Genomic DNA, 15,440 nt, shown 5'->3' with positions numbered 1-15,440 from the left:
GCCCCCCTCTTCGAGTGGGGGCGCCATCGCAGGCTTTCCCGGTGCAGAATCGCCTTGTTGCACTTTTGCCCGGACAAGGAGAACCGCATGGATGGCACACGCCTGGCTTCACTCTGCATCGCACTGGCACTCGCTACGTCGGCCACCCATGCCGCCGCTGCGGAGCAGGTGCAGCTGCCGCCGATGAAGGGCTACCACCAGGCCCACCAGAACACCGATGCGCAGGGCAACCGCATCACCGAGTACGTGCCCAACGGGCAGACCGTGCAGGACTGGGCCGACATGGTCACCGTCAACGACGCGCCGAACAGTAGCCACGCAAGCCCGCGCGAGTTCCTCGGCATCATCGAAGCCGGTTGGCGCATTGCCTGCCCCGACGCACAGAGTCACTGGATCCGCGAGGGCGAGGAAGGTGGTCGCCCGTTCGCGTTGCTGATGCTCAGCTGCCCGGAGAACCCGGGCACCGGCAAGCCCGAGTTCACCTGGATCAAGGGCATCCAGGGCACAGAGGGCTTCCACACCGTGCAGAAATCGTTCCGCTCCGAGCCGGAGAAGGATGACGTCGTGCAGTGGATAGGTTGGCTGCGCGAGGTCGAGCTGTGCGGCAGCGGCCAGGCACCGGCCTGCCGCTGACCGCAGGGATCAAAGGCCGCCGAGGGGCGCCCTTCCTGCATCAGAAGCGGTGCGTGTAGCCGCTCATCAGCCCGAACTGGTTGGGCTTCTGCACGATCGGGCTGTCGGCTGCATCGCCGAGCAGGCGCGTGCCCTCGGCCGAGATGTACCAGTTGCCGTTGCGGCCCACGCGGTGGCTCCATTTCAGGCCGAGACCGGCACTGACCAGGCCGGCCTTCGGCTTGTGCTCGGCAAAGCCGGTGCGCGCGGCCTGTTCCGGGCTGACGCCGTACCAGGTCTGCATGTAGCCACGGTTGCCGTAGTCGGTGGAGACGCTGCCGCTGACCACGCCGCCGGCCAGGTCGAACAGCGGCATGCTCAGGTTCAAGTGGATCTGTTGGGTGGCCAGGCCGTTTTCGGCCTTGTCCTCGTCCTTGCGGGTGAACTGCCAGGAGCCGCTCAGCACGACTTCGCCCAGCGTATAACCAGCCGAGACACCGACCAGGGGACGGGAATCGATATCGCCCATGCCGCGCAGGAAGTCGGAACCACCGAGCAGCGAATCCTTGTCCTTGCGGATGCCGCTGGCACCGACATAGGCCCGCACGCGGGTGTGCTCGCCGATGGACGTGCCCCAGCCGATGCCACTGGTGCCCAGAAACCAGCCACCCGGCGAGGTGACATCGAAGGACAGCATGGGCGACGCCTGATACTCCTTGCTGCCGCTGTAGCGAGGGGTCGCACCGGCACCGGCGGCGACTTCGAAGGTCCAGTGGTCATCCTTGGCGTGGGCGATCGGCGCGGCGAACAGCGGCAGCAGGGCCAGGCAGAGCAGGGTGGGGGAACGGCGAAGCTGGGACATGGAAACTCTCGACAATGGGAGGAAAGCAGCGCTCGCATCCGGCGAGTGCTGCAGGGTCGTTAGCGTGGCGATACGCCGGCGACCGATCCGTCCGCAGTTGTGCGGGAGTTGTAATCAACTGTAATCGCGCCCGTGGGCGTTCAGCTGGCAGCCAGCGGCCAGTGCATTTCCAGGCGCGCGCCACCCAGCGTGGCGCGGCTGATGCGCAGTTCGCCGCCGTGGCGGGCCGCAATGCGGTTGACGATGGCCAGGCCCAGGCCGAAGCCGCCGGTGTCACGGCTACGGCTGTCGTCCAGGCGGGTGAACGGACGCATCACCTTCTCGCGATCGGCTTCGGCGATGCCGGGGCCGTCGTCGTCCACGCGCAGGCAGGCGCGACCGCCGGCACCGACCAGCGAGACTTCCACCTGCGAATGCGCGTGGCGCAGCGCATTGCCCACCAGATTGCTGAGTGCCAGTTGCAGCAGGCGCGGCTCGGCATCCACCCGTGGCAACGCACTGGGCTGCACGCGCAGGACCACGCCGGCACGTTCGGCATCACGGCGCACATCGGCCAGGCAGGCCTGCAGCCAGTCGTTGGCTTCGATGCGCTGCATCGGCTCGCCTTCGCTGGGATGCTCCAGACGTTCATACGCCAGCAGTTCGCTGACCAGCCGATTGAGTTCGGCCAGGTCGCCGTGCAGCCCCTGTGCCAGCCGTGCCCGGCGTTCGCGATCGTCGCTGTCCTGCATCAGGTCCAGGCCGAAGGCCACGCGCGCGATGGGTGTGCGCAGTTCGTGCGAAATGGCATGGGTGAGGTCGCGCTGGCGCTGCACCAGCTCGGCCACGCGCGCGGCCATGCGGTTGGAATGGTCGACGATCACCCGGATCTGCGAGCGTGGCGAAACCTGCGCGCGCGCCTGCAGATCGCCCGAACCGATGCGGTCGGCGTGCCGGCGCAGCGCTTCCAGGTCGCGCCAGAGCAGGCGTACCCAGGCATACAGGCTGGCGCCGACCAGCAGCAGGATGCTGAGGTAGGCCGCGATGGTCATGTACGTGGTCATCTGCACAGCGCCAGGCAGGCGCAGTTGCAGCCAGCGACCGCCGACGCCTTCGATGGGCAGCAGGACCTGCTGGTACTGATCGCGCACGATGAAGCCATCAGCCTTTACGGCCGCCTGTTCCTGTGGGGCGAGTGCCGGAGGCGTGTCGAACAGGGTCAATGCGATGCCATAGTGCGGCTGCCACTGCTGCAGGCGCTCACGCTGCTGGCCGGCATCCAGGCCAGCCAGGCCACTGCGCAGGGCGTACACCTGTCCGCGCACCTGCTGGACGAAAACGCGATCCTGCACGGGCGTGTAGATGCCGTCCAGGATGTGGTTGAGGAAGAACACCGACACCAGGAAGCAGGCACCGGTGACGAACCACAACCACAGGAACAGCCGCTTCATGCCGTCCAGGCCGATGGGTTGAACTGATAGCCACGGCCCCACACGGTCTTGATCCGCCGCGGTTCGCGCGCGTCATCGCCCAGCTTGCGGCGCAGCTTGCCGATGCTGACATCGACGCTGCGGTCCAGCCCGTCGAAGCCGATGCCGCGCACCGCCTGCAGGATCTGGTCGCGCGAGAGGATCTGCCCAGGCTGGCTGGCCAGCAGCCACAGGATCTCGAATTCGGTGGTGCCCATGTCCACCGGCTGTCCATGCAGGTGCACCTCGCGTTGCATCCGGTCGATCAGCAGTTCGCCGTGCATCAGGCGGCAGGGTGTGCCGGTGTTGCTGCTGCCATGGCGACGGCGAAGCAGCGCGCGCAGGCGGGCCAGCAGCAGGCGCGGCTCGATCGGCTTGTGCACATAGTCGTCGGCGCCCGATTCCAGGCCCAGCACCTGCTCGATGTCGTCCTCGCAGGCGGTCAGCATCAGGATCGGCACATCGGAGAAACTGCGGATCTGCCGGCATACGTCGATGCCACCGAGGCCGGGCAGCATCAGGTCCAGCACCACCAGCTCGGGCGCATGCTGGCGGCAGGCGGCGCCGGCGAGGTCGCCACGCGCGACGTGCTGCACGGCGAAGCCATGTTCGTGGAGGTAATCGCTGACCAGCTCGGCCAGGCGACGGTCGTCCTCCACCAGCAGTACCGACGTGGGCGCACTGCTGGGGGTGGGGGTCCAGGGGGATGGCTGCATGCGTGGGGCCTCCGTGCCCGGGCAGGAGCGCCCGGCGGCGAAGCCTAGCAACGGCCCATGACGGCTGCCTGAATCGCGGCCAACGTGATAACCGGCGGTACGGGCGTCATCGCCAGTGGCTTTCAGCGGGCGCCCCCGGCTGTCCTATGGTGGCGGTTTCCCCGGATGGAGCCTGGTGCAATGAGCGACCCGCAGTGGCAACTGGAAACCTTGGCCGTGCACGGTGGCTACCGTCCCGACCCAACCACCCGGGCGGTGGCTGTGCCGATCTACCAGACGGTGGCGTATGCCTTCGATGACACCCAGCACGGCGCCGACCTGTTCGATCTGAAGGTACCGGGCAACATCTACACGCGCATCATGAACCCCACCACCGATGTACTGGAGCAGCGCCTGGCCGCGCTGGAAGGCGGCATCGGTGCGCTCGCGCTGGCCTCGGGGCAGGCCGCGATCACCTATGCCATCCAGACCATCGCCGAGGCCGGTGACAACATCGTCGCCTCCAGCGCGCTGTATGGCGGCAGCCTCAACCTGCTGGCGCACACGCTGCCGCAGTACGGCATCCAGGCGCGCTTCGCCGACCCCGCAGATCCATCCGCGTTCGCCGCACTCATCGACGAACGCACCAAGGCGGTGTTCGTCGAATCGATCGGCAACCCGCGCGGCAACGTCACTGACATCGCTGCCATCGCCGAGGTCGCGCATGCCGCGGGCGTGCCGCTGATCGTCGACAACACCGTGGCCACGCCGTTCCTGCTGCGCCCGTTCGAGCACGGCGCCGACATCGTGGTGCATTCGCTGACCAAGTACCTGGGCGGCCACGGCACCAGCCTGGGCGGCGCGATCATTGATTCCGGCCGCTTCGACTGGGCGGCGCAGCCCAAGCGCTTCGCTCGCCTCAACCAGCCCGACCCGAGTTATCACGGCGTGGTCTACACCGAAGCCCTGGGGCCGGCCGCCTACATCGGCCGCGCGCGGGTGGTGCCGCTGCGCAATACCGGCGCTGCGTTGTCGCCGTTCAATGCGTTCCTGATCCTGCAGGGCATCGAGACCCTGGCGCTGCGCATGGAGCGCATCAATGCCAATGCGCTGGCCGTTGCGCAGTACCTGAAGGCGCACGACAAGGTCGCCTGGGTGCGTTACGCGGGACTGGCCGACGACCCCGAGCATGCCGCCGCGCAGCGCTATCTGGGTGGACACGGCTCGGGCGTACTGACCTTCGGCCTGCCGGGCGGCCGTGAAGCAGGCGCGCGCTTCCTTGATGCGCTGAAGTTGTTCACCCGCCTGGTCAACCTGGGCGATGCGAAGTCACTGGCCACCCATCCCGCCTCGACCACCCACCGCCAGCTGGATGCCGCCGAACTGGCCAGGGCCGGCGTCAGCGAGGACACCGTGCGGCTGTCGATCGGCATCGAGCATATCGGCGACCTGCGTGCCGACCTGGAACAGGCCTTGGCCGGCGCCTGAGGCCGATCTCCGATCGCGCAGGATCGGTTACGCGTGTGGCAACGGGATCAGGCAGGATCGCAGCCATGTCCTCGACAGGAGATGGTGATGAAGCGAATTGCGGGTCTACGCCGGGCGCATGGCATCGAACGGGTGATTGAGCATCTTCAGGCCTGCCTGCGTGAGCGGCAGGCCTTGCCGGACGTGACGACCCTGGCAGCCGTTGCACATCAATCGCCGTTCCACTTCCAGCGTCTGTACCGGGCAATGACCGGTGAGAGCCCGGGGCAGACGCTGGACCGGTTGCGCCTGCTCACCGCCTTGCAGGCGCTGCAGCACCCAGGCGCCAGTGTCACCGATGCCGCGTTGGCAGGAGGCTATGAGAGCGCACAGGCATTGGCGCGCCGTTGCCGGCAACGTCTGGATGCCACCCCGAGCGGGCTGCGCGACGATCAGCAGCTGCGCGAGCACTGGGAGCAGGTTCTGGCGCAGCCCCCGGCCGACGTGGGCGAACAGACGGCCGCACCATTGAGAGTACAGGTGAAGGCACTGCAACCCTTCGAAGTGGTGCTGCTGCGTGCGCAGGGGGCCTTCGCCGACCTCGACTCCAGCTTCGGTGAACTGTTCGCATGGGCGCAGGGACAGGGACTGACGGACGCATTGCTGCACTTGGTGGGTATTGCGGTGGATGATCATCGCGACGTGCCCGCGCGGGAGCACCGCTTCGACTGTGGCATGGGTTTCGCGACTCTGCTTCCTGCCTTGCCATCGCGCTTCCGGCGGCAGACGTTGGGCGACGGCCATTACGCAGTGGTGCACCATGTCGGACCCTACGAAGAGCTGCAGGCGTTGGGCGATGCGCTGCTGCGCGACTGGTGGCCTGGCAGCGGACGCACGCTGGGCGAGGCGCCTCTGTACTTCCACTTCCTTGATGATCCCGAACGGGTACCCGCCGAGCGCCTGCGCGCCGAGGTCTGCCTTCCACTGGCGGACTGATAGCCGCGGGCTTGGTGCATATCGCCACAGGCGATCACCACCCGCGCCGCAATGCGCTACGGTGGAACTGCCTCTCCAAGGCATGGCAACGTGGCGATCCAGATCCCCGGTCGATGCGGGTCGACCGGGGATTCTTTTGTTTCCGGGGTCAGATCCGTTTTCCTGCGGAAAATGGATCTGACCCCATGCACCGCCGTGTCGACCAAGGTCGACACCCACCAACAGCAGCGGAAAACCGCCATCCCACGCAATGCCAGCTTTTGCCGTTGCCGTTGCCGTTGTTTCGGCAGGTGCAGGGCTGCAAGCCCTGCCGCACGCACACCCCTCACACCACCGGAATGCTGTGCTGCCCCAGATTCCGGTACGGCGGCGTGGACATCACCATCTCCGCCAGCGAATACGCCAGCTCACGTTCGGCCATCACCGTGCCATCGGCGCCGTGCTCCAGCAGATGCTTCACTTCCGCATCGCTGTGCGCGCGCGCCAGCAGGGTCAGGTCCGGGTTGATCGCCCGCAGCTTGGCCAGCGCCTCACCGGCTTCCAGCGGCTGCGGAATGGCCAGCACCGCGATCTTCGCCCGCTCCGGGTGGGCCTCAGCCAGCACCCGGTCGGCAGCGGCACTGCCGCGGATCGCCGCCAGGCCCTTGGCGTGCGCCTGTTCCACATGTTCCTTGTTGTCATCGATCACCAGCACCGGCACGCCGCGATCACGCAGCACCTGTGCCAGCTCGCTGCCGACCCGGCCATAGCCGATCACGATCGCGTGCCCGTTCAGATCACGCGATGGACCGATCGCCTCTTCCGGCTCGGCCGGCTGCGGCTGCTGTTCCTGCTTGGCCTGCCAACGATCCAGCAGCCCGAATACCAGTGGGTTGAGCATGATCGACACCAGTGCGCCGGCCAGTACCAGCGACTGGCCTTCCTTCGGCAGGATCTGCAGCGCCACGCCAAGGCCGGCGATGATGAAGGCGAACTCGCCGATCTGCGCCAGGCTGGCCGAGATGGTCAGCGCGGTGCTGGTCGGGTGGCCGAATGCGCGCACGATGAAGAACGCCGCGGCCGACTTGCCAAACATGATGATCAGCACCGTGGCCAGAACCTGCCACGGGTGTTGGATGAGGATGTTCGGGTCGAACAGCATGCCGACCGACACGAAGAACAGCACCGCGAATGCATCGCGCAGTGGCAGCGAATCGGTTGCGGCCTTGTGGCTCAGCTCCGATTCGTTGAGCAGCATGCCGGCGAAGAACGCGCCCAGCGCGAACGAGACGCCGAACAGCATCGCCGAGCCGAACGCCACCCCCAGCGCGATCGCCAGCACCGACAGAGTGAACAGTTCGCGCGAACCGGTGCCGGCAATGCGCTCCAGGATCCACGGAATGACCCGGCGCCCGACCACCAGCATCACCGCCACGAACAGGCCCAGCTGCACGAAGGTCCAGCCGATGTCGGCCAGCACGCTGCCCAGCGTGTGCGATTCCTTGGCTGCATCGGGGCCGAACACACCGGCCATCACCGGCATCATCACCAGCGCCAGCACACAGGCCAGGTCTTCCACGATCAGCCAGCCGACCGCGATCTTGCCGCGCATCGTTTCCAGCAGTCGGCGTTCTTCCATCGCCCGCAACAGCACGACGGTACTGGCGGTGGCCAGCGAGAAACCGAAGATGACGCCATGGATGGCCGGCCAGCCCATCAGCGAGGCCACGCCCCAGCCGAGCAGGGTCGCAACCGCGATCTGGCCGATGGCACCGGGAATGGCGATGGCCTTGACCGCCATCAGGTCCTTCAGCGAGAAGTGCAGGCCGACGCCGAACATCAGCAGCATCACGCCCAGCTCGGCCAGCTGGTTGGCCAGCGCCTGGTCGGCGACGAAGCCGGGGGTGAACGGACCTACGCAGATGCCAGCAACCAGGTAACCGACCAGGGGAGACAAGCGGAGCTTGTTGGCCAGCGCGCCGAAGATGAAGGCGAGCCCCAGGCCAACGGCAACGATGTTGATCAGGTCGGTGTCATGGTGCATCGGCACTCGCAGGAAATCGGGGGGATGCCCCGATTTTCACCGATGCGGCCACATACGGCAAACCCGACCAGCGTATCGGATCGTTGCGTGGGCGGCTTGTACGGGCGAGATATCAAGCCTTGTTGAGAGAGGGCAGGCCCCGACGGGCCGAATGGTGCCTACCTATGGGGGGCTCCAGGCGTAGCCGTCGACGATCACACCATCTGCCGGCGCTGGGTCTCTTCCAGGGCAGGCTCGGCCTGCTGCGGCGAGGCGGCCAACTGCTTGTCCAACTGATGAATCTGCCGCAGCGACTCCGCAACGGGTGGCTGAAGGGCCGCTTCAATGTGGATGTGGGCACGCAGATGGCCCGGGTCATCCAAGGCTCCCTGAATGACGAAGATGTTCTCCGGCCGTGGGGGCTGACCAGTCGGCAAGCCCAATACCACATGGTCGATCCGTTCCAGACCTTGTGCCCGGGCAAGTTGGGTGAGGCTGGCCGCCATGCGTTGGCTGGATTCATCAGATGCGCGACCCAGCGATGCGTCCAGCGGATGGACGCCGGCGAGTGCCTGCTGGTGAAGCGATGCCGAGGCATCGCTCAGCGATGGGATGCTGGTTTCCGGCCGTTCGGTTGCCGGTTGCGGCTGCGAAGGACTGGTGGGCCGCACGCGCTCTGCCTTGCGAATGGACTCGATCAGCTCCCGCGGTGTATCGGTGAACAGCAGTTCGCCTGCATCCAGGGACTGCCCAGTAACCTTGTTCACGGTACTGGTCGCCCACGATGCGCAGGTATTGCCATATGACCAGGTGACATTTTCGCCCAAGGCCTGGTCAAGTCGCTTGACCTGCTCGGGTGTCAATTCGTAATAGCGTGAGGCCGAAGGTGTGGCCCGGGCTTCCATGCCTTCGCGGATGTCCGAACCTGGGCCATTGTCCTCAACGAGTGGATGGTTGTCTGGCCACAGGCCATGGAACGTCGTATGGCCGTTTCGCGTCACCGAGATCCAGGCGTGGCCGTCCACGAACTGATTGAACGACCCCTGTGTATTGGGGTCTACGTGACTGTGGATTCCAAGGACGACCTTGTCGCTCATGGGATGCTCTTACGGAAAAATCTGTGTTTCGCCATCGGCGAACAGCATCACCACGCGCGGCGCCATCAAGGGAATTTCCTGACGGGCCGGGCCAGCAGGTCCGGGCTTCACGTCGCGCCGCAGCATGGTTGTGCATTGGCCGGATATGGGGCAGCGATCAACAACGACTTTCATGGTGCCCCCTTCCACCACATAGCTCATCCCTGCCGCGTAATACATGCTTTCCATCGGTTCATTGAACTGGACCTGGAGCTTCGACGCGGAGAGCTGGGTGACGACGATCGGCTCAAGGCTCGATTTGGAATAGCTGGGTTTCACGTGATCTCCTGAACACCCTGACAGGGGGGCCGCCAGCGCAATCCACGCGAGCGCAGCGTACACATGGCGGCGAGTGATGCAGGCTCTCGTCACGGAGCGGCTCCTTCGTTGGTCCGCTGATTATGCACGGGGCGACCTATGAGGCGCGTGCAACAGAGCACAGCTTGGAAACCGGGTGGGGAGCCGGCGCGGTATGCGTTCACGACCGCGCCCGCCGGGCGGAATGCCGGCGGGCGTGTGGAGCAGCGGCCGGGCAGGGCCCAGCACGCCCGTTACCGCTTACCAGGTGTACTTGATGCGGCCGTAGACATACGCGCCGTTGAAGCCGAACGGCGAGTAGTTGCTGTAGGGCAGCATGCCGAAGGTCGAGTTTTGCAGGTCTTCGGTGCGGTCGGGGTACTTGTCCAGCAGGTTGTCGGCGCCCACGGTCAGGGTCCAGTTGCTGCTCGGCTTGTAGCTGGCCGAGGCATCCACCACCCAGGCGTCGCCGTAGGTCTGGTCGCGCAGCGCGGTGGCCGAGTTGCGCACGGTGAACCTGCCGTAGCGGGTCGCGGCCAGGCCCAGTTCCCAGTGGTCCGAACGCCAGGTGCCGCTCAGGATCGCCTTGTCGCGCGGGTAGCTGTCCTCGATGCGGCCAATTTCATCGCGACCGATCAGCGACTGGGTCAGGCCCAGCGTGCCGAACACCGGCGGGGTGCCACCGACGCGGCGCACTTCGGTGTCGTTGTAGCTGTATGCAGCGGTCAGCTCCAGGCTGCTGGCGTTGAACGGCACCGTGTAGCTGGACACGAAGTCGACGCCACGAGTGCGCGTATCCAGGCCGTTGGTGAAGTAGGAGAACGCGGTCACCTGCGGCAGGCCGAGGGTGCCCAGCAGCGCGCTGGTGGCGGCATTGGTGGTGATGCTGGACGACAGCGCGATGCGGTCATCAATGTCGATCTGGTACGCGTCGACGGTGATGTACAGGCGGTCGACCGGCTGCAGCACCAGGCCCAGGCTGTAGGAGGTGGAGGTCTCGGCCTTCAGCGGCGAGGCGCCCAGCGCCTGCGCAGCCGGGCTGGTGGTCGGGAAGGTGCCGCGCTCGACGAATACGCCATTGAGGAACTGGCTGGTGACCGCCTGGTAGCCCTGCTGCGCCAGCGAGGGCGCGCGGAAGCCGCTGGAGGCGGTGGCCCGCAGCGCGACCTTGTCGGTGAATGCATAGCGCGCCGAAAGCTTGCCGGAGAAGCGGTCGCCGAAGTCCGAGTAGTCCTCGTAGCGGCCGGTGATGCCGGCCGAGAACTTCTCGGTCAGGTCCGCTTCCAGGCCGGCGTAGACGGCGTAGTTGTGGCGGTCGGCATGCACTTCATTGGTCGGGGTGAAGCCCGCGAAGCCCTGCGCACCGCTGCCGGTGTACGAGTTCAGTTCGCCCGGGTTCTGGTCCCACTTTTCCTTGCGGTACTCACCGCCGAAGGACAGCGTGACCGGGTAGGCCAGGCCCCAGTCCAGCGACTTGGTCAGGTCGGCATTGAAGATGTCCTGCTGGTACTTCAGCGTGCCGTCGTAGAACGAGCGCGGGCTGCTGGCGCCGAGGCTGTAGTTGATGCTGTTGCGGGTGTGGAAGTCGAGGGTGTTCTCGCCGTGGTTCAGGCTCAGGTCCCAGGTCCAGCCGTTGTCGGTGTTGCCCTTGACGCCGGCCACCAGCGAGCGGTCCTTGGAGTACTGGTTGATCTCCGGCACGAAGCCGTCCGGGTAGGTCTGCGCCAGCAGCGCGGTCTGCCCGTTGTGGTTGCGCGAGCGGTAGAACGCGAACGAGGTGATGTCGCGGTTGCTGAGCAGCGCGCTGGCGTAGCCGGTTACGTGGTCGCTGAAATCGAAGCTGGCGTTGGCCGAGGCGGCGGTGGCATCCACGCGCGGGTCGCCGACGATGAAGGTCTTCTGGCCGATGCTCGGAAAGTTGCCGGTATTCGGCGTGGTGCCGCGGTACGGGCCGGCGCGGTTGCTCTCGTCCTGCTGGCTGATCTGGCCGGCCACATGCACGCGGCCACGGCCATTGCCGAACTCGACGCCGGTATCGCCGGAGAGCTGGTACTTGTTGCCGTCACCGGCCGAGTACTGGCCGTAGTCCACGGCCAGGCTGCCGCCACGGCCGCTGCCCTTGAGCACGATGTTGATGACGCCGGCGATGGCGTCCGAGCCGTACTGCGCCGACGCGCCGTCGCGCAGCACTTCCACGCGCTCGATGGCGGCGATCGGGATCGCGTTGATGTCCACCGCCGACGAGCCACGGCCGATGCTGCCGTTGACGTTGATCATCGCCGAGGTATGGCGGCGCTTGCCGTTGACCAGCACCAGCACCTGGTCCGGCGACAGGCCGCGCAGCTGGGCCGGGCGCACGCCGCTGGTGCCGTCGGTCAGGGCCGGGCGCGGGAAGTTCAGCGAGGGCAGCGCGCGCGACAGCGCGGTGGCCAGCTCGCTTGTGCCGGTGGACTGCAGGGCTTCGGGGGTGATGATGTCGATCGGCGACTGCGATTCGGCGACGGTGCGGTCGGCCACGCGGGTGCCGGTGACGATCACCGTGTCCAGGGTGTTGGCGGCGGTGCTAGCCTGCTGGGCAGCGGCAACGAACGGAGAGCCACCGAGTGCGACAGCGACGGCGGCGGCGATCAGGCTGGTCTTGCGGGTCATCGGGATGGGGCTCCGGTTGGCGGGGGCGGCACCGGAATCGACATCACGGGGGTGAGGCGGACGGCGGTTGTTGCGGTGCGCAATACAGGAATTAACGGGATATTCAGCGCCTGTCAAATGCCGGTCATCGGGAAAAACGTTGCAGCAGCAACCATTTAGCCCGAATTGGCACTGGCGGGGGAGGGAGCCCGGGACGCGCGCGGCGAGGACGTGGGAGAGAGGAACGCCGGCCGCCGCGCATCCCGGGACGCGTCAAGTATTCGTTAACGCTAGAATTGCGTCGCAGGAACAGTGCTCACCAGCACATTCCATCTGGTTATATGGACGCCTTCCCCGATGATTTCCCTTCGTAATTTCGCCTTGCGCCGTGGCGAGCGGCTGCTGTTGTCCAATGTCGACCTGACCCTGCACGCCGGTTACCGGGTGGGTGTGGTCGGCCGCAACGGTGCTGGCAAGTCCAGCCTGTTCGCGGCGGTGAAGGGCGAGCTGGAGGCCGACAAGGGCGATGTCGATCTGCCCGGCAAGGTGCGCATCGCCAGCGTGGCCCAGGAAACCCCGTCGCTGCCCGACCCGGCGCTGAGCTTCGTGCTCGGCGGTGACATCGAGGTGGCCGCAGTGCTGGCCGCCGAGGCCGAGGCGACCGCCCGCGAAGACTGGGAGGCCGTGGCCGAGGCGCACACCAAGATGGCCGAGCTCAATGCCTACGACGCCGAAGCGCGCGCCGGCAAGCTGCTGCACGGCCTCGGCTTCCCGGCCGAGACCCATCACCGTGCGGTGTCCTCGTTCTCTGGTGGCTGGCGCGTGCGCCTGAACCTGGCACGCGCGCTGATGATGCCCAGCGACCTGCTGCTGCTGGACGAACCGACCAACCACCTGGACCTGGACGCGGTGTACTGGCTGGAACAGTGGCTGCTGAAGTACCCCGGCACGCTGCTGCTGATCTCGCATGACCGCGAGTTCCTCGACAACGTGGCCACCCACACGCTGCACCTGCACGGTGGCGGCGCCAAGCTCTACCCGGGCGGCTACACCGATTTCGAACGCCAGCGCGCCGAACAGCTGCGCCAGCAGCAGATCGCGCACGAGAAGGAACAGGCCGAGCGCGCCCACCTGCAGAGCTTCATCGACCGCTTCAAGGCGCAGGCCAGCAAGGCCGCGCAGGCGCAGAGCCGCATGAAGCGCCTGGCCAAGCTGGCCGGCACGGAAGCGGTGCGCGCCGAGCGCGAGTTCCGCATCGAGTTCGCGCCGCCGGCCAAGCTGCCGTTCTCGCTGATCCGCCTGAATCACGTCGAGGCCGGCTACGGCAAGGACGCGGTGATCCTGCACAACGTCGGCTTCGGCCTGGAAGCGGGCCAGCGGATCGGCCTGCTCGGCCCGAACGGTGCCGGTAAGACCACCCTGGTGAAGACCCTGGTGGGCGAGCTGGCGCCGATCGTTGGCGAGCGCATGGCGCATCCGGACCTGAAGATCGGCTACTTCGCCCAGCACACGGTGGAGTCGCTGCACGAAGGCCAGTCGCCGATGGAGCACTTCCGCGAGATCGCCCCGGACGCACCGAACCAGTCGTTCCGCGATTTCCTCGGCAAGTGGAACTTCCCGGGCGACCGTGCATTCGAGCCGGTGGATGGTTTCTCCGGTGGCGAGCGCGCGCGCCTGGCGCTGGCGCTGATCGCCTGGCAGCAGCCGAACGTGCTGCTGCTGGACGAACCGACCAACCACCTTGACCTGGAAATGCGCGAAGCGCTGGCCGAAGCACTGGCCACCTTCGAGGGCGCGATCGTGATGGTCTCGCATGACCGCCACCTGATCGGTCTGGTCTGCGACACCTACTGGCGCGTGGCCGATGGCGTGGTCGAACCGTTCGATGGTGACCTCGACGCCTACGCCGCGTGGCTGCGCACCCGCCCGCAGGCGCAGGGCACCAAGGCGCGCATGGATCAGGTGGAAGAGCCGGTAGTGGTCAAGACCGCCCCGGTGGCGCAGGTGGTGCAGAAGAAGCCGGTGAACCCGCACAAGCTGGCCGCCGCCGAAGCGAAAGTGGCCGAGCTGGAAGGCGCACTGGCCGAACTGGATCGCCAGCTGGCCGACCCGGCCAACTACGCCGATGCCACCCGCATGGCCGTGATCGGCCGTGACCGCGAAACCGCCGCCGCCCAGCTGGAAAAAGCCGAGGCAGCGTGGATGGAACTGCTGGAGTCCTGATCACGCAAAAAAAGGGGACGGAGGGGATTAAGTCGTTTGTGCCACAAACGACTTAATCCCCTCCGTCCCCTTTTTTGTTACGTGCCCTGCGCCTGCAGCCATTCGCGGAACCGCTTGGCCGGCTCGCGCTCGGCACGCGATCGCAGCCGCGTCAGCCAGTAGCGCCCCAGCTCCAGCGTGGTGCTGAACGGCTGCAGCAGGCGACCCTCGGCCAGTTCCTGCTCGAACATGCGCAGCGGCAGCAGCGCCACGCCGGCGCCGCCGACCGCGGCCATCGCCACTGTCAACGACGAATCAAACACCGGTCCGCGGGCTTCCACGCCGCTCACTCCTGCCGCCTGCAGCCAGCGCGGCCACTCGTCGCTGCGGTAGGAGCGCAGCAGCGGCAGCGTGCCCAGGTCGCGCGGCTGCTTCAGCCGCCGCGCCAATGCCGGTGCGCAGAGCGGTGCGAAGGGCGCATCGAGGATCGCGGTGCAGGCCTGGCCCTGCCAGTCGCCATCACCAAACCGGATGGCCAGGTCCAGGCCTTCGCCGGCCAGGTCGATGCGGTTGTTGTGGGTCTGCAGGCGCAGCTCGATGTCCGGGTGCGCGGCCTCGAATGCGGCCAGCCGTGGCAGCAGCCAGCCGGTGGCGAAGGTGCCGACCACGCCCAGCGTCAGCACTTCACGGGCCGGCCCGCCGGTATAGCGCGCAATGCTGGCGGAGATGCGCTCGAACGATTCGTTGAGCACCGGATACAGCGCCGCGCCTTCGTCGGTGAGCGCCACGCCGCGAGGCAGTCGGTGGAACAGGCGGATGCCGAGCCGGTCCTCCAGCCCACGGATCTGGTGGCTCAGCGCGGCCTGGCTGACACACAGCTCCAGCGCGGCGCGGGTGAAGTTCTGGTGACGGGCGGCGGCCTCGAAGGCGCGCAGCGCGTTCAGTGGCAGGGTGGGATGCAGCATCGTCGAGTCGTGAGCCTGGATGATGGCTGATCCTAACGCCTGGGCAGGGAAGGCCGCTAATCGCAGGAATTGATGCAATAGACATCAATAAATCTAATGGCTGGTGCTGAATTTTCGCGCTGGTCGTCCT

General features: G+C 66.7%; 12 protein-coding genes. 4 read left to right on the top strand and 8 right to left on the bottom strand.

The annotated features are described in order from the left end of the window. The first annotated feature begins 87 nt into the window (after window positions 1-87). Complete coding sequence (locus GOC52_RS16035) at window positions 88-633, top strand: hypothetical protein (protein ID WP_219630723.1); 546 nt, start codon at window positions 88-90, stop codon at window positions 631-633. 40 nt (window positions 634-673) lie between these two features. Here GOC52_RS16035 and GOC52_RS16030 read toward each other — a convergent pair whose 3' ends face one another. From GOC52_RS16030 to GOC52_RS16020, 3 genes are all read right to left on the bottom strand, one after another. Then, window positions 674-1,474, bottom strand: a complete 801-nt coding sequence (locus GOC52_RS16030; protein ID WP_191849871.1) for a MipA/OmpV family protein — start codon at window positions 1,472-1,474, stop codon at window positions 674-676. Between the two features lie 140 nt (window positions 1,475-1,614). After that, complete coding sequence (locus tag GOC52_RS16025) at window positions 1,615-2,904, bottom strand: ATP-binding protein (protein WP_057501269.1); 1,290 nt, start codon at window positions 2,902-2,904, stop codon at window positions 1,615-1,617. Further along, complete coding sequence (locus GOC52_RS16020) at window positions 2,901-3,638, bottom strand: response regulator transcription factor (protein WP_191849869.1); 738 nt, start codon at window positions 3,636-3,638, stop codon at window positions 2,901-2,903. Before GOC52_RS16020 ends, GOC52_RS16025 begins: the two co-directional genes overlap by 4 nt. 180 nt (window positions 3,639-3,818) lie before the next feature. On the opposite strand from GOC52_RS16020, the gene GOC52_RS16015 reads away from it, so the two are divergent. Both GOC52_RS16015 and GOC52_RS16010 read left to right on the top strand, forming a co-directional pair. Then, window positions 3,819-5,105 carry an O-acetylhomoserine aminocarboxypropyltransferase/cysteine synthase family protein gene (locus tag GOC52_RS16015; RefSeq protein ID WP_088480729.1) on the top strand — a complete coding sequence of 429 codons (1,287 nt, stop codon included), beginning with the start codon at window positions 3,819-3,821 and terminating at the stop codon, window positions 5,103-5,105. An 87-nt stretch (window positions 5,106-5,192) separates the two neighbouring features. After that, a complete protein-coding gene (locus GOC52_RS16010) occupies window positions 5,193-6,080 on the top strand; it encodes an AraC family transcriptional regulator (protein ID WP_099589876.1) in 888 nt (295 codons plus the stop codon). Window positions 6,081-6,405: 325 nt separating this feature from the next. Here the strand turns inward: GOC52_RS16010 and ybaL are convergent, their stop codons facing one another. From ybaL to GOC52_RS15990, 4 genes are all read right to left on the bottom strand, one after another. After that, the gene (gene ybaL, locus GOC52_RS16005; protein WP_049445848.1) at window positions 6,406-8,103 is read right to left on the bottom strand and encodes a YbaL family putative K(+) efflux transporter; all 1,698 of its coding nucleotides are present in this window, start codon (window positions 8,101-8,103) and stop codon (window positions 6,406-6,408) included. A gap of 194 nt (window positions 8,104-8,297) precedes the next feature. Further along, window positions 8,298-9,179 carry an XVIPCD domain-containing protein gene (locus GOC52_RS16000; protein WP_191849866.1) on the bottom strand — a complete coding sequence of 294 codons (882 nt, stop codon included), beginning with the start codon at window positions 9,177-9,179 and terminating at the stop codon, window positions 8,298-8,300. A gap of 9 nt (window positions 9,180-9,188) precedes the next feature. Beyond that, complete coding sequence (locus GOC52_RS15995) at window positions 9,189-9,497, bottom strand: hypothetical protein (RefSeq protein ID WP_049445850.1); 309 nt, start codon at window positions 9,495-9,497, stop codon at window positions 9,189-9,191. Between the two features lie 279 nt (window positions 9,498-9,776). Next, complete coding sequence (locus GOC52_RS15990; RefSeq protein WP_099589873.1) at window positions 9,777-12,164, bottom strand: TonB-dependent receptor plug domain-containing protein; 2,388 nt, start codon at window positions 12,162-12,164, stop codon at window positions 9,777-9,779. 336 nt (window positions 12,165-12,500) lie between these two features. On the opposite strand from GOC52_RS15990, the gene GOC52_RS15985 reads away from it, so the two are divergent. Continuing rightward, window positions 12,501-14,366 (top strand): ABC-F family ATP-binding cassette domain-containing protein, encoded by a 1,866-nt coding sequence (locus GOC52_RS15985; RefSeq protein ID WP_154349537.1) that lies wholly within the window; start codon window positions 12,501-12,503, stop codon window positions 14,364-14,366. Window positions 14,367-14,443: 77 nt separating this feature from the next. Here GOC52_RS15985 and ampR read toward each other — a convergent pair whose 3' ends face one another. Beyond that, a complete protein-coding gene (ampR, locus tag GOC52_RS15980; protein ID WP_191849864.1) occupies window positions 14,444-15,310 on the bottom strand; it encodes a LysR family transcriptional regulator AmpR in 867 nt (288 codons plus the stop codon). Window positions 15,311-15,440 lie beyond the last annotated feature (130 nt).

It is taken from the genome of Stenotrophomonas sp. SXG-1, from assembly GCF_014083965.1.
In the GTDB taxonomy this organism is placed as follows: Bacteria; Pseudomonadota; Gammaproteobacteria; order Xanthomonadales; family Xanthomonadaceae; genus Stenotrophomonas; species Stenotrophomonas geniculata.
Note: the sequence above shows the minus strand (reverse complement) of the source record. Positions and strands in the feature narration are given on the sequence as shown.

What these genes read in the sequence shown, in the direction of transcription:
- ampR (WP_191849864.1), bottom strand. Translation starts at nt 15,310, where the DNA reads ATGCTGCATCCCACCCTGCCACTGAACGCGCTGCGCGCCTTCGAGGCC.
- GOC52_RS16035 (WP_219630723.1), top strand. Translation starts at nt 88, where the DNA reads ATGGATGGCACACGCCTGGCTTCACTCTGCATCGCACTGGCACTCGCT.
- GOC52_RS15985 (WP_154349537.1), top strand. Translation starts at nt 12,501, where the DNA reads ATGATTTCCCTTCGTAATTTCGCCTTGCGCCGTGGCGAGCGGCTGCTG.
- ybaL (WP_049445848.1), bottom strand. Translation starts at nt 8,103, where the DNA reads ATGCACCATGACACCGACCTGATCAACATCGTTGCCGTTGGCCTGGGG.
- GOC52_RS15990 (WP_099589873.1), bottom strand. Translation starts at nt 12,164, where the DNA reads ATGACCCGCAAGACCAGCCTGATCGCCGCCGCCGTCGCTGTCGCACTC.
- GOC52_RS16010 (WP_099589876.1), top strand. Translation starts at nt 5,193, where the DNA reads ATGAAGCGAATTGCGGGTCTACGCCGGGCGCATGGCATCGAACGGGTG.
- GOC52_RS16015 (WP_088480729.1), top strand. Translation starts at nt 3,819, where the DNA reads ATGAGCGACCCGCAGTGGCAACTGGAAACCTTGGCCGTGCACGGTGGC.
- GOC52_RS16030 (WP_191849871.1), bottom strand. Translation starts at nt 1,474, where the DNA reads ATGTCCCAGCTTCGCCGTTCCCCCACCCTGCTCTGCCTGGCCCTGCTG.
- GOC52_RS16025 (WP_057501269.1), bottom strand. Translation starts at nt 2,904, where the DNA reads ATGAAGCGGCTGTTCCTGTGGTTGTGGTTCGTCACCGGTGCCTGCTTC.
- GOC52_RS16020 (WP_191849869.1), bottom strand. Translation starts at nt 3,638, where the DNA reads ATGCAGCCATCCCCCTGGACCCCCACCCCCAGCAGTGCGCCCACGTCG.
- GOC52_RS16000 (WP_191849866.1), bottom strand. Translation starts at nt 9,179, where the DNA reads ATGAGCGACAAGGTCGTCCTTGGAATCCACAGTCACGTAGACCCCAAT.